Origin of the sequence: Salipiger mucosus DSM 16094 (assembly GCF_000442255.1) — a bacterium.
Classification (GTDB): Bacteria; Pseudomonadota; Alphaproteobacteria; order Rhodobacterales; family Rhodobacteraceae; genus Salipiger; species Salipiger mucosus.
The window spans coordinates 53,762-71,255 of the sequence record NZ_KE557280.1 but is presented as its reverse complement, the minus strand read 5'-3'; the positions used below and the strand labels follow the sequence as shown (position 1 = coordinate 71,255).

The window sequence follows — 17,494 nt, the reverse complement described above, 5'->3', positions numbered from 1 at the left end:
GCGCCCTCCCGTGGTTCCGAATTTGTCCCACGTGTCTATGGTGAGGTCGCCGGGAACTCAAGCGGTCGCGCGCAGCCGATCACGCTCGCGTGCCAGCCAAAGCAGCATCATCGCCAGCGGTCCAACGTTGACCTCGCCGCTCTCGACCAGCGCTATGGCCTTGTCGAAGCTCATCACGTGACTGCGGATGTCCTCGTGCTCGCTGTCCAGCCCGCCAAGACCGGCCGTGTAGGATGCCAGATCCGCCAGCCCCAGGAAGCAGTGGAAGAACTCGGTCGTGTAGCCGGGCGAGGCATAGACCCGGGCCATGGGGCGGATGTCGCGCAGGTGCAGGCCCGCCTCCTCCACCGCCTCGCGCAGCGCGCAGGAATCGGGGCTCTCGCCCGCGTCCACGAGGCCCGCCACCGGCTCGAGCACCCAGGGGTGCGGGTCGCCGCGCAGCACGGGCCCGTAGCGCAGCTGCTCGATCAGTAGCACCTGGTCGGTCACCGGGTCGTAGGGCAGCACCAGCGCCGCGTCGTAGGCGATGAAGCCTTCGCGCCCGATGGTTTCCGAGATGGTGCCGTCAAAGCGGCGATGGCGGATGTCGAAGGCCCGGAGGCGGAAGAATCCCTCGAAGCCCGGCTTGTCGCGCACCAGCTCGACCTTGTCGCGGCCCATGTCGCTGCGCAGGCTGCAGGGCGCACCGTGCTGCGCGAGGTGCCGCGCCCAGGCGCGCGCCGCGAGAAAGGGTGCGAGGCCGGCGACCTCGGCCGCATCCACCCGGCCGAAACGCAGCATCATCGCCTCGGCCGTGGCGCAGGCCAGGCTGCCCCAGTCCGCGATCCAACCATCGTGATCCCAGAGCGCCCGGCAGTCCTGCGGCGGGCACCCCTCGACATGCGCCTCGGCAGGAGTCCGGCCCTCGGCAGCGACCACCTCGACCTTCTGCGGCGTGACGCCGCCGGCGTGGAAATCCAGCCGCGCGGCCTGCGTGGCGTCGAGCCCGGTGAGCAGCAATCCCTCTGCCGCCGCGCCCGGTGTCGCACAGAGCGCGCCCAGGTCGAGCGGCCCGCCGCGCAGGGCGTAGACGCTGTAGTCCGGCAGCCGCGCGGGCTGCCGCGTCACCGGCCCGCCGAGCACGATTTCCAGAAGCGGGCGATAGCACAGCGCGCCAAAAACGAAACGGTCGGTCAAGATGACTCCCTACTCCTAGCGCCAGTTCCGCGCCGCGATCTCCCCGAGGACACCGGTGATGATCGCACCCACGATCATCAAGATGAAGAAGCCGCCGTCGAGCAGGACAGCGCCGTATTCGGTGCCAAGGTCGAAGATGGCCGAAAAGGCCTCGACCGGGCCGTCGAACCGGTGACGCATGGCCAGCCGCACCATCTCGTTCACGGACTGAACGAAAAGGCCCCAGAACACCAGCGCCGCCGCGCCGGTCGCCCCGAGAGAGATCCCCGGGCCCATACCGTTTCCCAGTCTCGGGCCGACGATGAACCAGCCGCAAAAAAATCCGATGACGGTGTTCACCCAGTTGAACCAGCCGAATTGAGTGGTTTCCGTCCAGAGACCACGAACCACCTCGGACGCGAGGTATCCGAGCACCGCCAGGCAGAGGGCTGTTACCAGTCTTGCGGCGGTCCACATGGAATCAGCTTGGCCTCGTCACCGTGATCTGCGTCACGTCGCAGTTTCCGCTGTGGAACGTGGCCGCGCAAGATGTGAGATAGAAATTCCACATTCTTCTAAATCTTGTGTCGAATCCGAGACAGGCAATGTCCTCCCAGGCCTCGTTGAAGCGCTCGTGCCAGCGCCGCAGGGTCTGGGAATAGCTTTCGCCGAACTCGACCGAACGCGCGACGCTGAGGCCGGCCTTCTCGATTTCCTGACGCAGCACCACCGGGCTCGGCAGCATGCCGCCCGGGAAGATGTATTTCTGGATGAAATCCACGCCGCGCCGGTAGACCTCCCAGCGCTTGTGCTGGACGGTGATGATCTGCAGCGTCGCATTGCCGCCGGGCTTGAGACGGTCGCGCAGCGTGCCGAAATAGGCCGGCCAGTAGCGTTCGCCCACCGCCTCGAACATCTCGATCGAGGCGATGCCGTCATAACTGCCCCGCTCGTCGCGGTAGTCCTGCAGCTTCAGCTCGACACGGTCGGAAAGTCCTGCCTTTTCAATTCTCTCGCGGGCATAGTTCAACTGCTCTCGGCTGATCGTGAGGCCCGTCACCCGCAGCCCCCGCTCGCGCGCGGCGTATTCCGCGAACCCGCCCCAGCCGCAGCCGATTTCCAGCACGTGGTCGCCCGGTTTCGCGCCCATCTGGTCGACCATCGAGGCGTATTTCGCGATCTGCGCCTTCTCGAGGCTCTCCTGCCCGGTCTCGAAGAGCGCCGAGGAGTAGGTCATCGTGTCGTCGAGCCAGCGGGAATAGAACTCGTTGCCGAGGTCGTAGTGATGCGAGATGTTCTTGCGCGCCTGCCGCTTGGTGTTCGACTGCAGCACGAAGCGCAGCTTCTCGAAGGCTCGCACCAGTCCCATGCCGGGGAAACCATCGTAGAGGTCGTCGTTGTCGGCATGCACGAGATCGAGAAAGGCCATCAGGTCGGGCGAGGTCCACCACCCGTCCATGTAGGCCTCGCAGAAGCCCAGGTCGCCCTCGCGGATAAGCCGGGCGAAGATATCGGAGTTGTGGATGTGCAGCTCCGCCACGGGACCGGGATTGTGCCCCTCGGCGCGAAAGCGCCGCCCGTCGGGCAACACGAAGTCCAGCCGGCCCCGGTTCATGTCGTTCACCGCGTCGAAGACGCGCGAGAAGTATCGCGGCAGCCCGGTCTGGCCCGTCGTGTCGGTGAGGATCATGCACGTCTCCGTTTTCTTGCTGTTCTCGGCCGGCGTTCGGGCAAGATTAGTCGCCCCCCACGATCCGGCAAGCGCCAATGCGCGGGAATGGCTCAGAAGTCCCTGTTTTCATAGGCCGCGAGCGCCGCCTTGCGGCCTTCGTCGGCACCAACGACCGGTTCGGGGTAGTCATCCTCCGGCGACATCGCCCAGCTTTCGGGGATCGCGTCGAAGTAGGCCAGTGCCGTTTCCGGCGGGTTCCGCTGCCCCTCGGCGATCCAGCGGCGCACGTAGTCGGCATCGGGGTCGAAGCGTTCGCGCTGGGTGATCGGGTTGAAGACCCGGAAATAGGGCGCGGCGTCAGGACCAGAGCCGGCGGTCCACTGCCAGCCAAGCGAATTGCTGGCCGGATCCCAGTCGATGAGGCAGTCCTCGAACCACTCCAGACCGATTTTCCAATGGCACATCAGGTGCTTGGTCAGGTAACTTGCCACGACCATGCGCGCCCGGTTGTGCATCCGTCCGGTCACGTACATCTCACGCAGGCCCGCATCGACAAAGGGAATACCCGTGCGCGCGCGCTTCCAGGCGATCACTTCCTTGCGGCGTTCGTCCTCGTTCCAGGGAAACCCGTCCCACTCCGGGCGCCAGTTGCTCTCGGGCAGATGCGGCGTGTGCCACAGAAGGTGATAGGCGAAGTCGCGCCAGACCAGCTCCTTGAGCCAGGTCTCGGCGCCCTCCTTGCCGGCCTCCTGCGCGCGCAGGCCTGCGTGCCAGCACTGCGCCGGGCTGATCTCGCCAAGCGCGAGGTTCTCCGAAAGGTTTGAGGTGCCATCCTCGGCCACCGCGTTGCAGCCGTCCTTGTAAGCGCCGATCTTGCCGGACATGAAACCGCCCAGCCGCGCCTGCGCCGCCTCTTCGCCCAGTTGCACCCAGGGACGGACGACGGCCGCCCCGCGCCGCATCGCCTCGCCAAGGCGCCAGTCGTCCAGCGCGTCGCTCTCGGGCCAGCTCTCCGGCGCTGGCAGACGGTCCGGCGCGGGCAGCGGCTCGGCCACGTCACGCGTGTGAACAGCACGCCAGAACGGGCTGTAAACCTTGTAGAATTCGCCCTGCTTGGTCTCGACCGTCCAGGGCTCGAACAGCACGTGCCCGGCAAAGCTCTGGGCGTCGATGCCGCGATCCTTGAGAGCGCTCTTCACCGCTGTGTCGCGCTCGACCGAAGCCGGATCGTAGGCGCGCTGCCACCAGACGGCACCGGCGCCGGTCTCGTCCACCAGCTGCTCCAGCACCTCGCGCGCGGGCCCCGCGCGCAGCACCAGCCTGCTGCCCTTCGCGGCCAGCGTCTCGGCGAAGTGCCCGACGCCCAGGCCCAGCCGCCATTTCGGCGCGGCGCCGAGGTCGTCGACGGTGTGGTCGCGGATGAAGACCGGAATGACGGGCCGTCCCGCCTGCCCGGCCGCGTGCAGCGCTGCGTGGTCGCTCAGGCGCAGATCGCGGCGGATCCACACGATGACGGGCGAAGTCTCGGGCATGCTGCTCCTCGGGTCTGCCTGCAAGTGTTTCAATAACCTACGACAGGCCCTCCGGTTCAGATCACTCGTTCCAGCGCCTCGATGGCGCGGGCGACCTCCTCTTCGGTGGTGTAGTGCACGAAGGACAGCCGCAGCACGCCCTGGTCGGGGTCGACCCCCAGCGCCCGCAGCGCACGGACCGCGTAGAAGTCGCCGCCGCCCGCGATGATCCCGTGCTCGGCCAGAGCGGCAGCCACCGGCGCGGCCGGCCGGCCCAGGTCCAGCGCGACGGTCGGCGCGCGCCGCTCCGCCTCGCGCGGTCCCAGCAGCCGTAGCCCGTTGCGCGACGCGGCCCAGTCCAGCAGCGGCTGGAGCAGCATCGTCTCGCGGTCGTGCATGAGCCCCGCCACGTCCTTCGCGGCGCAGGCGTGATGCGCGCCAAGCGCCTCGACATAGTCCACCATGCCGGCGCAGGCCGCGACCTGCGCATGGTCCGGACCCGCGGGCGTGAACTTCTTGTAAAGCGTGTCACCGTTGAAGAAATGCGCCTCGTTGGGCAGCACCTCGGCCAGCGCGCGGCGGATCGTCATGATCCCCTGGTGCGGGCCATAGGTCTTGTAGGCCGAGAAGAGGTAGATGTCGCACCCCAGCGCCCCGATGTCCGGGAAGCCGTGCGGCGCATGGCTCACGCCATCCACGCAGGTGAAGGCGCCGGCGGCATGGGCAAGCGCGGTGATCTCGGCCACCGGGTTGGTGGCCCCCACGACGTTCGAGCAATGCGGAAAGCAGACCAGCCGCACTGTATCGTCCAGCAGCGGCGCAAGGTCGTCGGGATCGAGCTGCCCGGTCGCCGGGTTCATCTTCCACTCGCGGATCTCGATGCCCGCTTCGGCCAGCCGCCGCCAGGGCCCGGAATTGGCCTCGTGGTCCTGGTCGGTGACGACGATGGCCTCGCCGGGCGACAGGAACCGGCGGAAGGCCTGCGCGAGGACATAGGCGTTCTGCGTGGTCGAGGGGCCGAAGCTCAGCTCGTCGCAGGCCACGCCCAGCAGGGCCGAGAGGCGCTCGCGCGCCTCGTCCATCTCGGCGCCGCCCGCGGCACTGGGAGCCGCGGCACCGTAGGGCTGCATCTTGCGCTCGCGGTAGAAGCGCGTCAGCCGGTCGATCACCTGCCGACAGGCATAGGAGCCGCCCGCGTTCTCGAAGAAGGCCCAGCCGTCGAGCGACGGCTCGGCAAAGGCGGGAAACTGCGCCCGCGCGAAATCCGGATCAAGCATGACCTGCACCCCCCTGATGTCGCTTGCAGAAAAGCGCCTTCCGGGATCGCGGTCAAGCGGGCTGCCGCCGCGTCGGGCGGCGACAGCCTGTCCGGGTTCGTGTCAGCCGGCGGCGGCCACGGCGCGCTTGGTCAGCACGCCGATCAGGTGCGCGCGGTAGGCCCCCGATCCGTGCAGGTCCGACATCATGCCCTCGGCCGGCAGGCTCAGCCCCTCGACCGCGCCGGCGGAGAAGTCCGCCGACAGCTTTTCCTCGGCCTCGGTCCAGCGGAACACGCCCTCTTCCGAGGCGCCCGTCACCGCGACCTTCACGCCGTCGGAGTATTTCGCGACGAAGACCCCCACGAGGGCAAAGCGCGAGGCGGGTTGCTCGAACTTGATGTAGGCGGCCTTTTCCGGGATCGGGAACTTCACCGCGGTGATGATCTCGCCCTCGTCCAGCGCGGTGGTGAACATGCCCTGGAAGTAGTCGTCGGCGGCGATCTCGCGGGTGTTGGTCACGATGGTCGCGCCCGAGGCCAGCGCCGCCGCCGGATAGCAGGCCGCCGGGTCGTTGTTGGCAAGGCTGCCGCCCACGGTGCCGCGGTTGCGCACCGCCGGGTCGCCGATGTTCGAGGCCAGCGCCGCCAGCGCCGGATAGGCCGAGGCCTCGGCCGCCACGGTGCCATGCGTTGTGCCGCCGCCAACGGTCAGCACGCCGCCCTCGGCCGTCACGCCCTTGAGCTCCTCGATGGCCGCGAGGCTCACCAGCTTCGAGGGCATCGCCAGCCGCTGCTTCAGCGAGGGGATCAGCGTCTGCCCGCCCCCAAGCGCCTGGGCCTCGTCCTGCCCCAGCGCCTTGACCGCGTCATCCAGCGTGGTCGGCCGTTCGAAATCGAAAGAATACATCTCGTGTCTCTCCTGTTGTCTCCGGCGCCTCCGCCCCCTCCCGCCGTCTTTCCCTCCCCCGTCGAGGGGAGGGTCAGGGAGGGGGCGGAGGCGCCGCCTGTCCTCAGCCCTGCATGGCCTGCCACACCCGGTGCGGCGAGACCGGCATGTCGATGTGCTCCACCTTGTGACCGCCCGAGTGCAGCGCGTCGATCACCGCGTTCACCACCGAGGGCGGCGAGCCGATGGCCCCGGCCTCGCCGCAGCCCTTCACCCCAAGCGGGTTGTGGGTGCAGGGCGTGGCGCAGCTGTGATCCACCGCGTAGAAGGGCACGTCGTCCGCGCGCGGCATGGCGTAGTCCATGTAGGACGCCGTCAGCAGCTGCCCGCTCTCGTCGTAGACGCAGTTTTCGAGCATGGCCTGCCCGATGCCCTGCGCCAGCCCGCCGTGCACCTGCCCCTCGACGATCATCGGGTTCACCACGTTGCCGAAGTCGTCCGCGGCGGCAAACCGTTCGATCGTGACCTTGCCGGTCTCGGGATCCACCTCGACCTCGCAGGCATAGGCGCCCGCCGGGTAGGTGAAGTTGGCCGGATCGTAGAAGGCCGTCTCCTCGAGCCCCGGCTCGATCTCCTCGAGCGGGTAGTTGTGCGGCACGTAGGCGGCGAGCGTCACGTCGCCCCAGGCGACCGACTTGTCGGTGCCCGCCACGGTGAACTGGCCGTCCTTGAGCTCGATGTCCCCTTCCGAGGCCTCGAGCAGGTGCGCCGCGATCTTCTTGGCCTTGTTGATGATCTTCTCGGTCGCGCGAACCATCGCCGAACCGCAGACCGCGAGGCTGCGCGAGCCGTAGGTGCCCATGCCGAAGGGGATCTTGCTGCTGTCGCCGTGCACGATGTCGATCATGCTCTCGTCGATGCCCAGCATCTCGGCGACCACCTGCGGGAAGGCCGTCTCGTGCCCCTGCCCGTGGCTGTGCGCGCCGACCATGACGCTGATCGAGCCGGTGGCGTTCACCCGCACGGTCGCGGCGTCGTAGAGGCCCGCGCGCGCGCCCAGTTGCCCCACGAGGTTCGACGGCGCGATGCCGCAGGCCTCGATGTAACAGTTGATGCCGAGCCCGCGCAGCTTGCCACGCGACTCGCTCTCCTTGCGGCGCGCTTCGAAACCCGCGCGGTCGATCATCTCCTCGAGCTTGTCCATGGTCGCCACGTAGTCGCCGGTGTCGTACTCGACGGCCACCGGGGTCGCGTAGGGGAACTCGGTGATGAAGTTCTGCCGGCGCAGCGCGATCGGGTCCACGCCCAGCTCGCGCGCGGCCTTGTCGACCACCCGTTCCAGCTGGAAGGTCGCCTCGGGGCGCCCGGCCCCACGGTAGGCATCCACCGGCACCGTGTTGGTGAAGACGGCCTTCACGTTCACCTGCACCGCCGGCGTCTTGTAGTTGCCCGCCATCAGCGTGCCGTGCAGCCAGGTCGGTACCGAGCTCGAGAAGGTCGACAGATACGCGCCCATGTTGGCGTAGGTGTCGGTCCGCAGCCCGGTGAAGTTGTTGTCCTTGTCCAGCGCCAGTTCGATCTTGGTGACGTGGTCGCGCCCGTGGGCGTCGGACATGAAGGCCTCGGACCGGGTCGAGGTCCATTTCACCGGCCGGTTGATCTGCCGCGAGGCCCAGGTGACGAAGGCCTCTTCCGCGTAGTGGAAGATCTTCGTGCCGAAGCCGCCGCCCACGTCGGGCGCCACCACTCGCAGCTTGTGCTCGGGGATGTTGAGCACGAAAGCGCCCATCAGCAGCCGGATCACGTGCGGGTTCTGGCTGGTGGTGTAGAGCGTCGATTCGTCGTTGGCGCGGTTGTATTCGCCCACCGCGACGCGCGGCTCCATCGGGTTCGCCACGAGGCGGTTGTTCACCAGCTCCAGCGTGGAGACATGCGCGGCCTCGGCAAAGGCCTTGTCCACCGCCTCCTGCTCCGAGCCGAACTGCCAGTCGTAGCAGAGGTTGTCGTCGAGATCGTCGTGCACCTTGGCGGCACCGGATTCCAGCGCGGCCTTCATGTCGACCACCGCCGGCAGGTCCTCGATCTCGACCATGATCGCCTCGGCGGCGTCGCGCGCCTCCTCGAGGCTGTCGGCCACCACCGCGGCGATCGGGTCGCCCACGTGGCGCACCTTGCCCTGCGCGAGCACCGGGTGTCCGGGCTCCTTCATCGGCGCGCCGTGCTTGTCGGTCACCTGCCAGCCGCAGGGCAGACCGCCCAGACCTTCGAAATCCTTGCCGGTGAAGATGCGCACCACGCCGGGCATCTTCTCGGCCTCGCTGGTGTCTATCGAGGTGATCTTGCCGTGCGCCACGTCCGAGCGCAGGAAGTGGCAATAGGTCTGTCCGTAGACGTTGATATCGTCAGTGTACTGTCCGGTGCCGGTCAGAAAGCGCACGTCCTCCCGGCGCTTCGGAGCCGCTCCGATTCCATGATCCTTGGGCATGGGGTCCTCCTCCCTATGCGGTGCGCCTCGGGCGCACGTTGCCTCCCGGCGCGCGTCACGCGACGCACGCCGACCTCGTCACTCGGCCGCGATGGCGCTCACGTCCTGACCGCTGGCCGCCATGATCGCCTTGACGATGTTGTGGTAGCCCGTGCAGCGGCAGATGTTGCCCTCGAGGTAGTCCCGGATCTCGGTCTCGCTGGGCTTGGGATTGTCGCGCAGCAATGCCGCCGCGGTCATCACCATGCCCGGCGTGCAGAAGCCGCACTGCAGCCCGTGGTAGTCCTGGAACGCCTGCTGGATCGTGTTGAGCGAGCCGTCGGCATTGGCCATGCCCTCGATCGTGGCGACCTCTGCGCCCTCGGCCTCGCCGGCGAACATGGTGCAGGCCTTCACGTCCTGGCCGTTGACGTGGATCACGCAGGCGCCGCACTGGCTCGTGTCGCAGCCCACGTGGGTGCCGGTGAGATGCAACTCGTCGCGCAGGAACTCGGTCATGAGCATGTTGCCCCGGACCTCCTTCGCGACCGTCTTGCCGTTCACCGTCATCGTTACCTTGGTCATTCAATCCCTCCCTGGGTATCCTGTTGTCATTGAAATCCTTTCCCGCGCCGCGCCGCGCGTCAACCGCGGCATGGCGCTGCGGGCCGATCAGCCCGAAACCATCCGCTTGAACCAGCCCTTCTTCTTGCCATCCTCTGCGGCCTCGCCGTCGGCCTCGGGGGCGGCATCGGGATCCTCGGGCCCCTCGACCGCGTCCTGGAGGTTGGTGAAGAACTGGTCCGCCATCTTCTTGGCGAATCCGTCGATGATGCGGCTGCCCAGCTGCGCGAGCTTGCCGCCGACCTTGGCCTCGACCTCGTAGTGCAGTTCGGTCACGCCGTCGCCCTTGTCGGTGAGCGTGACGTCGGCGCCGCCCTTGGCAAAGCCCGCGGCCCCGCCCTTGCCCTCGCCGCTGAGCGTCAGGCTCTCGGGCTCGTTCATCTCGGACAGGGTCACCTGTCCCTTGAAGGTGGCCTTCACCGGGCCGACTTTCTGCACCACGGTCGCCTGGAAACCCTCCTCGGGGCTGCCGGTCATCTCGGTGCAGCCGGGCACGCATTGCTTCAGGACCTCGGGGTCGGTGATCGCCGCCCAGACCACCTCGCGCGGGGCCTCGATATCGCGGGTGTCGCTCATGTGCATGTGGGTGTTCCTCTTCTTGCCGGGTCCACAGTAGTCACGTCGCCGCGCGGCGCAAATCGGGACCAATGGCCTAGCCGCCCGGTGCCGCCGAGCCGGTCCCCGGGCGCGAGGATTGCGCCGATTGCGCGCGCCTGCAAGCCCGCAGCACCGCAACCTTCGTCGCAGACCCAAGATTTTTCGTCCGAAAAATCTTTGCGCGATGCCTCGACAACACCGCCTTCCGGAGCACTGGCGCCGGCCGCCCGCTCTGTTACCGTGGCCCCGGGGAGGACATCACATGAGCCTTGAGGTCGCGGACCTGACGTTCCGCTACGGGTCGAAGACGGCCCTCGACGCCGTGGGTTTCATCGTGCCGCCGGGCCGCTTCGCCGCGCTTCTGGGGCCCAACGGCGCGGGCAAATCCACGCTGTTCGGGCTGCTGACGCGGCTCTTCACGGCGCCCTCGGGCCGGATCGCGATCGCGGGGCACGACATGGCGCGCAGCCCGCGCGGCGCGCTGGCGCGCATGGGCGTGGTCTTCCAGCAGCCCACGCTCGACCTCGATCTCACCGTGCGCCAGAACCTCGCCTATTTCGCCGCGCTGCACGGCCTCGCCGGCCGCGAGGCCCGCAGCCGCATCGACGCCGCCCTCGACCGGCTCTGGATGCGCGAGCGTGCCTCCGAGAAGACACGGGACCTGAACGGCGGCCACCGCAGGCGCACCGAGATCGCGCGCGCCCTGCTGCACCGCCCTTCGGTGCTGCTGCTCGACGAGCCCACCGTGGGCCTCGACGCGGCCGCCCGCACCGCGATCACCGACCACGTCCACGCGCTCGCCCGCGACGAAGGGCTCACCGTGCTATGGGCCACGCATCTGACCGACGAGGTCGCGAACGACGACCAGCTGATCCTGCTCCACCAGGGCCGCATCCTCGCCGACGGCACCGCGCACGAGCTGCACGGCGCCACGCCCCTGCGCGAGTGGTTCCTCGCCCGCACGGGAGCCGAGGCATGAGGCCCTGGGTCACCGCCTTCGCAGCCATCGTCGCCCGCGAGGCCCTGCGCTTCATCCATCAGCGCGAGCGCTTCCTCGCCGCGCTGGTGCGCCCGCTGGTCTGGCTTCTCGTCTTCGCGGCGGGCTTCCGCGCGGCGCTGGGGCTCTCGATCATCCCGCCCTACCAGACCTACATCACCTACGAGACCTACATCGTGCCGGGCCTCTGCGGCATGATCCTGCTCTTCAACGGGATGCAGAGCTCGCTCAGCCTCGTCTACGACCGCGAGATGGGCTCGATGCGCCTGCTGCTGACCGCGCCGCTGCCACGCTGGTTCCTGCTGGTCTCCAAGCTCTTCGGCGCGACCTTCATCTCGATCCTTCAGGTCTATGCCTTCCTCGCCATCGCCGCGGCCTTCGGCATCGACATGGCCCCGGGGGGATACCTTGCCGCCCTGCCCGCGCTGCTGCTCGCCGGGCTCATGCTGGGGGCGCTGGGGCTGGCGCTCTCGAGCTTCATCAAGCAGCTCGAGAACTTCGCGGGCGTGATGAACTTCGTCATCTTCCCGATGTTCTTTCTAAGCTCGGCGCTCTACCCGCTCTGGAAGATGGCCGAATCCTCGCCGCTGCTGCGCGACATCTGCGCGGTGAACCCCTTCACCCACGCGGTCGAGCTGATCCGCTTCGCGCTCTACCTCGAATGGAATCTCCCGGCGCTGGGATGGACGGCGCTCGCCACCCTCGGCTTCCTCGCGCTGGCGCTTCGGGGCTACGACCCGGCGCGCGGGCTGATCCGCAGGCGGCGCTGAGCGCTGACGCAGCGTGCGCCGGCTGCGGGCTTTTCTTTTGCGCGGGGGCTGCTTAGGGTCGGGCCAAAACCAAGAGTTTTCAACACGGGAGACTGATGACATGAAGAAGTGGCTGATGGCATCCGCCGCCACCCTGATCGCAGCCGGCACCGCACACGCGGAAAGCCACGCGATGGACGCCCGCATCGGCGTCATCCTGAGCTTCACCGGTCCGATCGAATCCCTCACCCCGCCCATGGGCGAGTCCGCCGAGCTGGCGCTGACCGAGGTCAACGAGAGCGGCAACTTCCTCGACGGCGTGACGCTCGTGCCCGAACGGGGCGACGCGACCTGCGTCGACAGCTCGGCCGCCACCGCAGCCGCGGAACGGCTCGTGACCACCGACGGCGTGGTCGCCATCATGGGCGCCGACTGCTCGGGCGTGACCGGGGCGATCCTGACCAACGTGGCCGTGCCCAACGGCGTGCCGATGATCTCGCCCGCGGCGACCTCGCCCGGCCTGTCGACCACCGAGGACAACGGCCTCTTCTTCCGCACCTCGCCGTCGGATGCGCGCCAGGGCGAAGTGCTCGCCGGCATCCTCGACGAGCGCGGCATCTCCGAGGTGGCGGTCACCTACACCAACAACGACTACGGCAAGGGTCTCGCGGATGCCTTCGCGGCCTCCTTCGAGGAGATGGGCGGCACGATCACCCTCTCGGCCCCGCACGAGGACAACAAGGCCGACTACTCGGCCGAGATCGGCGCGCTGGCCTCGGCCGGCGGCGAGGTTCTGGCGGTGCTGGGCTACGCCGACTCGGGCGGCAAGGGCATGATCCGCTCGGCGCTCGACACCGGCGCCTTCGACACCTTCATGCTGGGTGACGGCATGTATGCCGACTCGCTGCTGGCGGACCTGGGCGACTACCTCGACGGCTCCTTCGGCTCGGTCCCCTGGGCCGAGGGCGACGGCACCGAGGCCTTCACCGAGGTGGCGACCGAGGCCGGCATCAACGCCGAGAGCTCCTACACCCGCGAAAGCTACGACGCGGCGGCGCTGATCGCGCTCGCGATGATGAAGGGCGGCGAGGCCTCCTCGGCGGCCGTGGCGGCCAACGTCATGGACGTGGCCAACGCCCCGGGCGAGAAGATCCTGCCGGGCGAGCTGGGCAAGGCGCTCGAGATCCTGGCCGACGGCGGCGAGGTCGACTACGTCGGCGCGACCAACGTCGAGCTGATCGGCCCCGGCGAGGCCGCCGGCACCTACCGCTACTACGAGATCAAGGACGGCGCCTTCGAGACCGTCTCCTTCAAGTAAGCCGGGCCCGCCCGGCGACGCGTGGCCCGGGGCATGCCCCCGGGCCTTTTCGTAATGTCGGAGCCCGAGCAAGGGGAGTGCATGCAGTGATCCGGGTCGAGAACCTTCACCGCCACTTCGGCGGGTTCCATGCGGTCGACGGGGCGAGCCTCGAGATCGCCGACGGCACGATCACCGGGCTTGTGGGCCCGAACGGGGCGGGCAAGTCGACGCTCTTCAACGTGATCGCGGGCGCGCTGCCGCCGACCTCCGGGCGCGTCGTGATGGACGGGCAGGACATCACCGGCCTTGCGCCGCACGAGCTGTTCCACCGCGGGCTGCTGCGCACCTTCCAGATCGCGCACGAGTTCTCCTCCATGAGCTGCCGCGAGAACCTCATGATGGTGCCGGGCAGCCAGGCGGGGGAATCGATCTGGAACGCCTGGTTCGGGCGCGGCCGCATCGCACAGGAAGAAGCCGCGCTGCTCAAGAAGGCCGACGAGGTGCTGGAGTTCCTGACGATCTCGCACCTCAAGGACGAGAAGGCCGGCAACCTCTCGGGCGGACAGAAGAAGCTGCTCGAGCTGGGGCGCACGATGATGGTGGACGCCAAGATCGTGTTTCTCGACGAGGTCGGCGCGGGCGTGAACCGCACGCTGCTCAACACCATCGGCGACGCGATCCGGCGGCTCAACGAGGAGCGCGGCTATACCTTCTGCATGATCGAGCACGACATGGATTTCATCGGCCGCCTCTGCGATCCGGTCATCGTCATGGCCGAGGGCAAGGTACTGGCCGAGGGCACCATCGACGAGATCAAGGCCGACGAGGCGGTGATCGAGGCCTATCTCGGCACCGGGCTGAAGAACCGGGAGCCGGCATGAGGGGCCATGACGATCTGCGGGCGCCTGCCCTCGCGGGGCGCCCGGACGAGAGGGCGCGGATGCGTATTTGGAACAAGAAGAAGCACGGGGCCGGGGCATGAGCGGCGGGCCCTATTCCGACGATCGCAGCAACCGGGATCGCTCGATCGCCAACCCTGCGGGCGCGGGCGCGGGCACGGCGCAGCCGGTGGCCGGTGGCGGCGAGGCGCATGCGGCGCCCGGCGGGCCCTACCTCGTGGGCGAGGCGATGACCGGCGGCTACGGGCGCGGGGCGGACATCCTGCACGGCTGCACCATCGCGGTCGAGCGCGGCGAGATCGCCGTGATCGTGGGCCCCAACGGCGCGGGCAAGTCCACGGCGATGAAGGCGCTCTTCGGCATGCTGAGCCTCCGCGAGGGCGCGGTGACGCTCGCCGGCGAGGAGATCACCGAACTGGCGCCGCAGGCGCGGGTGGCGCGCGGCATGGGCTTCGTGCCGCAGAACGGCAACATCTTCACCTCGATGACGGTGGAGGAAAACCTCGAGATGGGCGCCTTCCTGCGTCGCGACGATTTCCGCGGGACCATGGAGCAGGTCTACGACCTGTTTCCCGTGCTGCGCGACAAGCGGCGGCAGGCGGCGGGCGAGCTTTCCGGCGGGCAGCGCCAGCAGGTGGCGGTGGGCCGGGCGCTGATGACGCAGCCGAAGGTGCTGATGCTGGACGAGCCCACGGCCGGGGTGAGCCCCATCGTGATGGACGAGCTCTTCGACCGGATCATCGAGGTGGCGCGCACCGGGCTGCCGGTGCTCATGGTGGAGCAGAACGCACGGCAGGCGCTGGAGATCGCCGACCGGGGCTACGTGCTGGTGCAGGGGCGCAACGCGCATACCGGGACGGGGCGCGAGCTTCTGGCCGATGCCGAGGTGCGGCGCAGCTTCCTGGGCGGATGACGAGGCGGAGAGGGCCGGACGTGCGTATTTGGAACAAGAAGAAGCCCGGGGGGCGGGTCTGATGGATATCGTGAACGCGCTGGTGGCGCTGGCGAATTTCGTGCTGATCCCGGCCGTGGCCTACGGCAGCCAGCTGGCGCTGGGGGCGCTGGGGGTGACGCTGATCTACGGGATCCTGCGGTTCTCGAACTTCGCGCACGGCGATTCCATGGCCTGGGGCACGATGTGCGCCGTGCTGGCCACCTGGGGTCTGCAGGGCATGGGCGTGAGCCTCGGGCCGCTGCCGACCGCGCTTCTGGCGATCCCGGCGGGCATCCTGGGCGCGGCGGCGCTGCTGCTGGCGACCGACCGGGTGGTCTATCGCTTCTACAGGGCTCAGAAGGCCAAGCCCGTGATCCTCGTGATCGTGTCGATGGGGGTGATGTTCGTCTACAACGGGCTGACCCGCTTCGTCATCGGGCCCGACGACCAGCGCTTCGCCGACGGCGAGCGCTTCATCATCAGCGCGCTGGACTTCCGCGCCATGACGGGGCTCGACGAGGGCCTGGCGATCAAGACCACGCAGGGCATCACGGTGGTGGTGGCCGTCCTGGTGGTTGCCTTCCTCTTCTGGTTCCTCACCCACACCCGCACCGGCAAGTCGATGCGGGCCTACTCCGACAACGAGGACCTCGCCCTGCTCTCGGGCATCAACCCCGAGCGCGTCGTGCTGGTGACCTGGCTCTTCGTCGCGGCACTGGCGACCATCGCGGGCGTGCTCTACGGCCTCGACAAGAGTTTCAAGCCCTTCACCTATTTCCAGCTGCTGCTGCCGATCTTCGCCAGCGCCATCGTGGGGGGCATGGGCTCGCCCCTCGGGGCCATCGCGGGCGGCTACATCATTGCCTTCTCCGAGGTCGGGATCACCTATGCCTGGAAGAAGGTGCTGGGCCATCTTCTGCCCGAGAGCCTCGAACCCTCGGGGCTCGTGCAGCTGCTCTCGACCGACTACAAGTTCGCCGTCAGTTTCGTGATCCTGGTGATCGTGTTGCTGTTCCGGCCGACGGGGCTCTTCCGGGGGAAATCGGTATGACCATGCGCACCGTCCTTCTCTTCGCGCTGGTGGCGCTGCTGATCCTGGGCACCGGGGTCCTGCAGAGCTGGAACACCGCGCTGGTGATCCTCAACATGGGGCTGGTGAGCGCCGTGATGTCGCTGGGCGTGAACCTGCAATGGGGGCTCGCCGGGCTCTTCAACGTGGGCGTCATGGGCTTTGTCGCGACCGGCGGTCTGGCGGTGGTGCTGGTCTCGATGCCGCCGGTGCCCGAGGCCTGGTCGGCCGGCGGCGCGCGGCTGATCGGCGCGCTGGTGCTGGGCATGGCCGTGATCGCGGCGGGCGTGGCCGCCTGGAAGCGGCTGCCGCGCGGGTGGCGCGGCTGGGCGCTGGCGGCGATCCTGCTGGCGGGATTCTTCGTCTACCGCGCGGTGCTGGACCCGGCCGTGGGCGCGGTCGAGGACGTGAACCCGGCCGCGACGGGCTATCTCGGCGGGCTGGGCCTGCCCGTGCTGCTGGCCTGGCCGGTGGGCGGGCTGCTGGCCGCCGGCGTGGCCTGGGTCATCGGCAAGACCGCGCTGGGGCTGCGCTCGGACTACCTGGCCATCGCCACGCTGGGGATCGCCGAGATCATCATCGCCGTGCTCAAGAACGAGGACTGGCTGGCGCGGGGCGTCAAGAACGTGATCGGCCTGCCCCGCCCCGTGCCCTACGAGATCGACCTGCAGAACGACGCCGCCTTCGTCGAACGTGCCGCCGGGCTGGGGCTCGATCCCACCACCGCCTCGACGCTGACGGTCAAGCTGGGCTACGGGCTGCTCTTTGCCGCCGTTCTGATCGTGCTGCTGGTGCTGGCGCAGCTGGCGCTGAACTCGCCCTGGGGCCGCATGATGCGCGCGATCCGCGACAACGAGGAGGCGGCCGAGGCCATGGGCAAGGACGTCACCGGCCGGCACCTGCAGGTCTTCATCCTGGGCTCGGCACTCTGCGGGCTGGCGGGTGCCATGATGACCACGCTCGACGGGCAGCTCGTGCCGACGACCTACCAGCCGCTGCGCTACACCTTCCTGATCTGGGTGATGGTGATCGTGGGCGGCTCGGGCAACAACCTCGGCGCGGTGCTGGGCGGCTTCCTGATCTGGTTCCTCTGGGTCCAGGTCGAGCCAATAGGACAGGCGATCATGGGCTTCGTGACCGCGGGCATGGCAGAGGATTCGGCGCTGCGCGACCACCTGCTGGGCAGCGTGCAGCACATGCGGCTCCTGACCATGGGGCTGGTGCTGCTGGTGGTGCTGCGCTTTGCCCCGCGCGGGCTCCTGCCGGAGCGCTGATAACGCTTCCTTAAAACGCGGGCGCCATTCTGTCCCGGACGTGCCGCCTGCGCGGATTTCCGCGCGACGTCCCGGCGGCATGGAACTCCGCGCAATCCGCGCGGT

Annotated in this window: 16 protein-coding genes; 7 read left to right on the top strand and 9 right to left on the bottom strand. The window is 68.5% G+C overall.

Annotated features, from left to right (window positions below; genetic code table 11):
* Window positions 1–57: 57 nt before the first annotated feature.
* The 9 genes from SALMUC_RS18980 to SALMUC_RS18940 all read right to left on the bottom strand — a co-directional run bounded on the left by SALMUC_RS18980 (window position 58) and on the right by SALMUC_RS18940 (window position 10,152).
* Window positions 58–1,176 (bottom strand): NUDIX domain-containing protein, encoded by a 1,119-nt coding sequence (locus SALMUC_RS18980; protein ID WP_020039215.1) that lies wholly within the window; start codon window positions 1,174–1,176, stop codon window positions 58–60.
* Between the two features lie 15 nt (window positions 1,177–1,191).
* Window positions 1,192–1,632: a TrgA family protein gene (locus SALMUC_RS18975; RefSeq protein WP_021120636.1), complete on the bottom strand. Its 441-nt coding sequence runs from the start codon at window positions 1,630–1,632 to the stop codon at window positions 1,192–1,194.
* Window positions 1,633–1,636: 4 nt separating this feature from the next.
* Entirely contained in the window at window positions 1,637–2,845 is a 1,209-nt protein-coding gene (locus SALMUC_RS18970; RefSeq protein ID WP_020039213.1) for an SAM-dependent methyltransferase, read from the bottom strand.
* Window positions 2,846–2,937: 92 nt separating this feature from the next.
* Window positions 2,938–4,359 (bottom strand): cryptochrome/photolyase family protein, encoded by a 1,422-nt coding sequence (locus SALMUC_RS18965; RefSeq protein WP_020039212.1) that lies wholly within the window; start codon window positions 4,357–4,359, stop codon window positions 2,938–2,940.
* 56 nt (window positions 4,360–4,415) lie between these two features.
* Window positions 4,416–5,615 (bottom strand): aminotransferase class V-fold PLP-dependent enzyme, encoded by a 1,200-nt coding sequence (locus tag SALMUC_RS18960; RefSeq protein WP_037372328.1) that lies wholly within the window; start codon window positions 5,613–5,615, stop codon window positions 4,416–4,418.
* 102 nt (window positions 5,616–5,717) lie between these two features.
* Complete coding sequence (locus SALMUC_RS18955; RefSeq protein ID WP_020039209.1) at window positions 5,718–6,503, bottom strand: FAD binding domain-containing protein; 786 nt, start codon at window positions 6,501–6,503, stop codon at window positions 5,718–5,720.
* 103 nt (window positions 6,504–6,606) lie between these two features.
* Window positions 6,607–8,967, bottom strand: a complete 2,361-nt coding sequence (locus SALMUC_RS18950; RefSeq protein WP_020039208.1) for a xanthine dehydrogenase family protein molybdopterin-binding subunit — start codon at window positions 8,965–8,967, stop codon at window positions 6,607–6,609.
* Window positions 8,968–9,045: 78 nt separating this feature from the next.
* Window positions 9,046–9,531 carry a (2Fe-2S)-binding protein gene (locus SALMUC_RS18945; RefSeq protein ID WP_020039207.1) on the bottom strand — a complete coding sequence of 162 codons (486 nt, stop codon included), beginning with the start codon at window positions 9,529–9,531 and terminating at the stop codon, window positions 9,046–9,048.
* 87 nt (window positions 9,532–9,618) lie between these two features.
* Window positions 9,619–10,152, bottom strand: a complete 534-nt coding sequence (locus SALMUC_RS18940) for an SRPBCC family protein (protein WP_020039206.1) — start codon at window positions 10,150–10,152, stop codon at window positions 9,619–9,621.
* A 277-nt stretch (window positions 10,153–10,429) separates the two neighbouring features.
* Between SALMUC_RS18940 and SALMUC_RS18935 the strand changes: the two genes are divergently transcribed.
* The 7 genes from SALMUC_RS18935 (at window position 10,430) to SALMUC_RS18905 (ending at window position 17,389) form a co-directional block, all read left to right on the top strand.
* A complete protein-coding gene (locus SALMUC_RS18935; RefSeq protein WP_020039205.1) occupies window positions 10,430–11,146 on the top strand; it encodes an ABC transporter ATP-binding protein in 717 nt (238 codons plus the stop codon).
* On the top strand, window positions 11,143–11,934 hold the full coding sequence (locus SALMUC_RS18930; RefSeq protein WP_020039204.1) for an ABC transporter permease: 792 nt from the start codon (window positions 11,143–11,145) through the stop codon (window positions 11,932–11,934). Before SALMUC_RS18935 ends, SALMUC_RS18930 begins: the two co-directional genes overlap by 4 nt.
* Before the next feature lie 100 nt (window positions 11,935–12,034).
* Window positions 12,035–13,231: an ABC transporter substrate-binding protein gene (locus SALMUC_RS18925; RefSeq protein WP_020039203.1), complete on the top strand. Its 1,197-nt coding sequence runs from the start codon at window positions 12,035–12,037 to the stop codon at window positions 13,229–13,231.
* An 86-nt stretch (window positions 13,232–13,317) separates the two neighbouring features.
* A complete protein-coding gene (locus SALMUC_RS18920) occupies window positions 13,318–14,094 on the top strand; it encodes an ABC transporter ATP-binding protein (protein ID WP_020039202.1) in 777 nt (258 codons plus the stop codon).
* Between the two features lie 97 nt (window positions 14,095–14,191).
* Window positions 14,192–15,025 carry an ABC transporter ATP-binding protein gene (locus tag SALMUC_RS18915; RefSeq protein WP_020039201.1) on the top strand — a complete coding sequence of 278 codons (834 nt, stop codon included), beginning with the start codon at window positions 14,192–14,194 and terminating at the stop codon, window positions 15,023–15,025.
* Window positions 15,026–15,086: 61 nt separating this feature from the next.
* Window positions 15,087–16,097, top strand: a complete 1,011-nt coding sequence (locus SALMUC_RS18910) for a branched-chain amino acid ABC transporter permease (RefSeq protein ID WP_020039200.1) — start codon at window positions 15,087–15,089, stop codon at window positions 16,095–16,097.
* A 2-nt stretch (window positions 16,098–16,099) separates the two neighbouring features.
* The gene (locus SALMUC_RS18905; protein ID WP_037372369.1) at window positions 16,100–17,389 is read left to right on the top strand and encodes a branched-chain amino acid ABC transporter permease; all 1,290 of its coding nucleotides are present in this window, start codon (window positions 16,100–16,102) and stop codon (window positions 17,387–17,389) included.
* The last annotated feature ends 105 nt before the right edge of the window (window positions 17,390–17,494 follow it).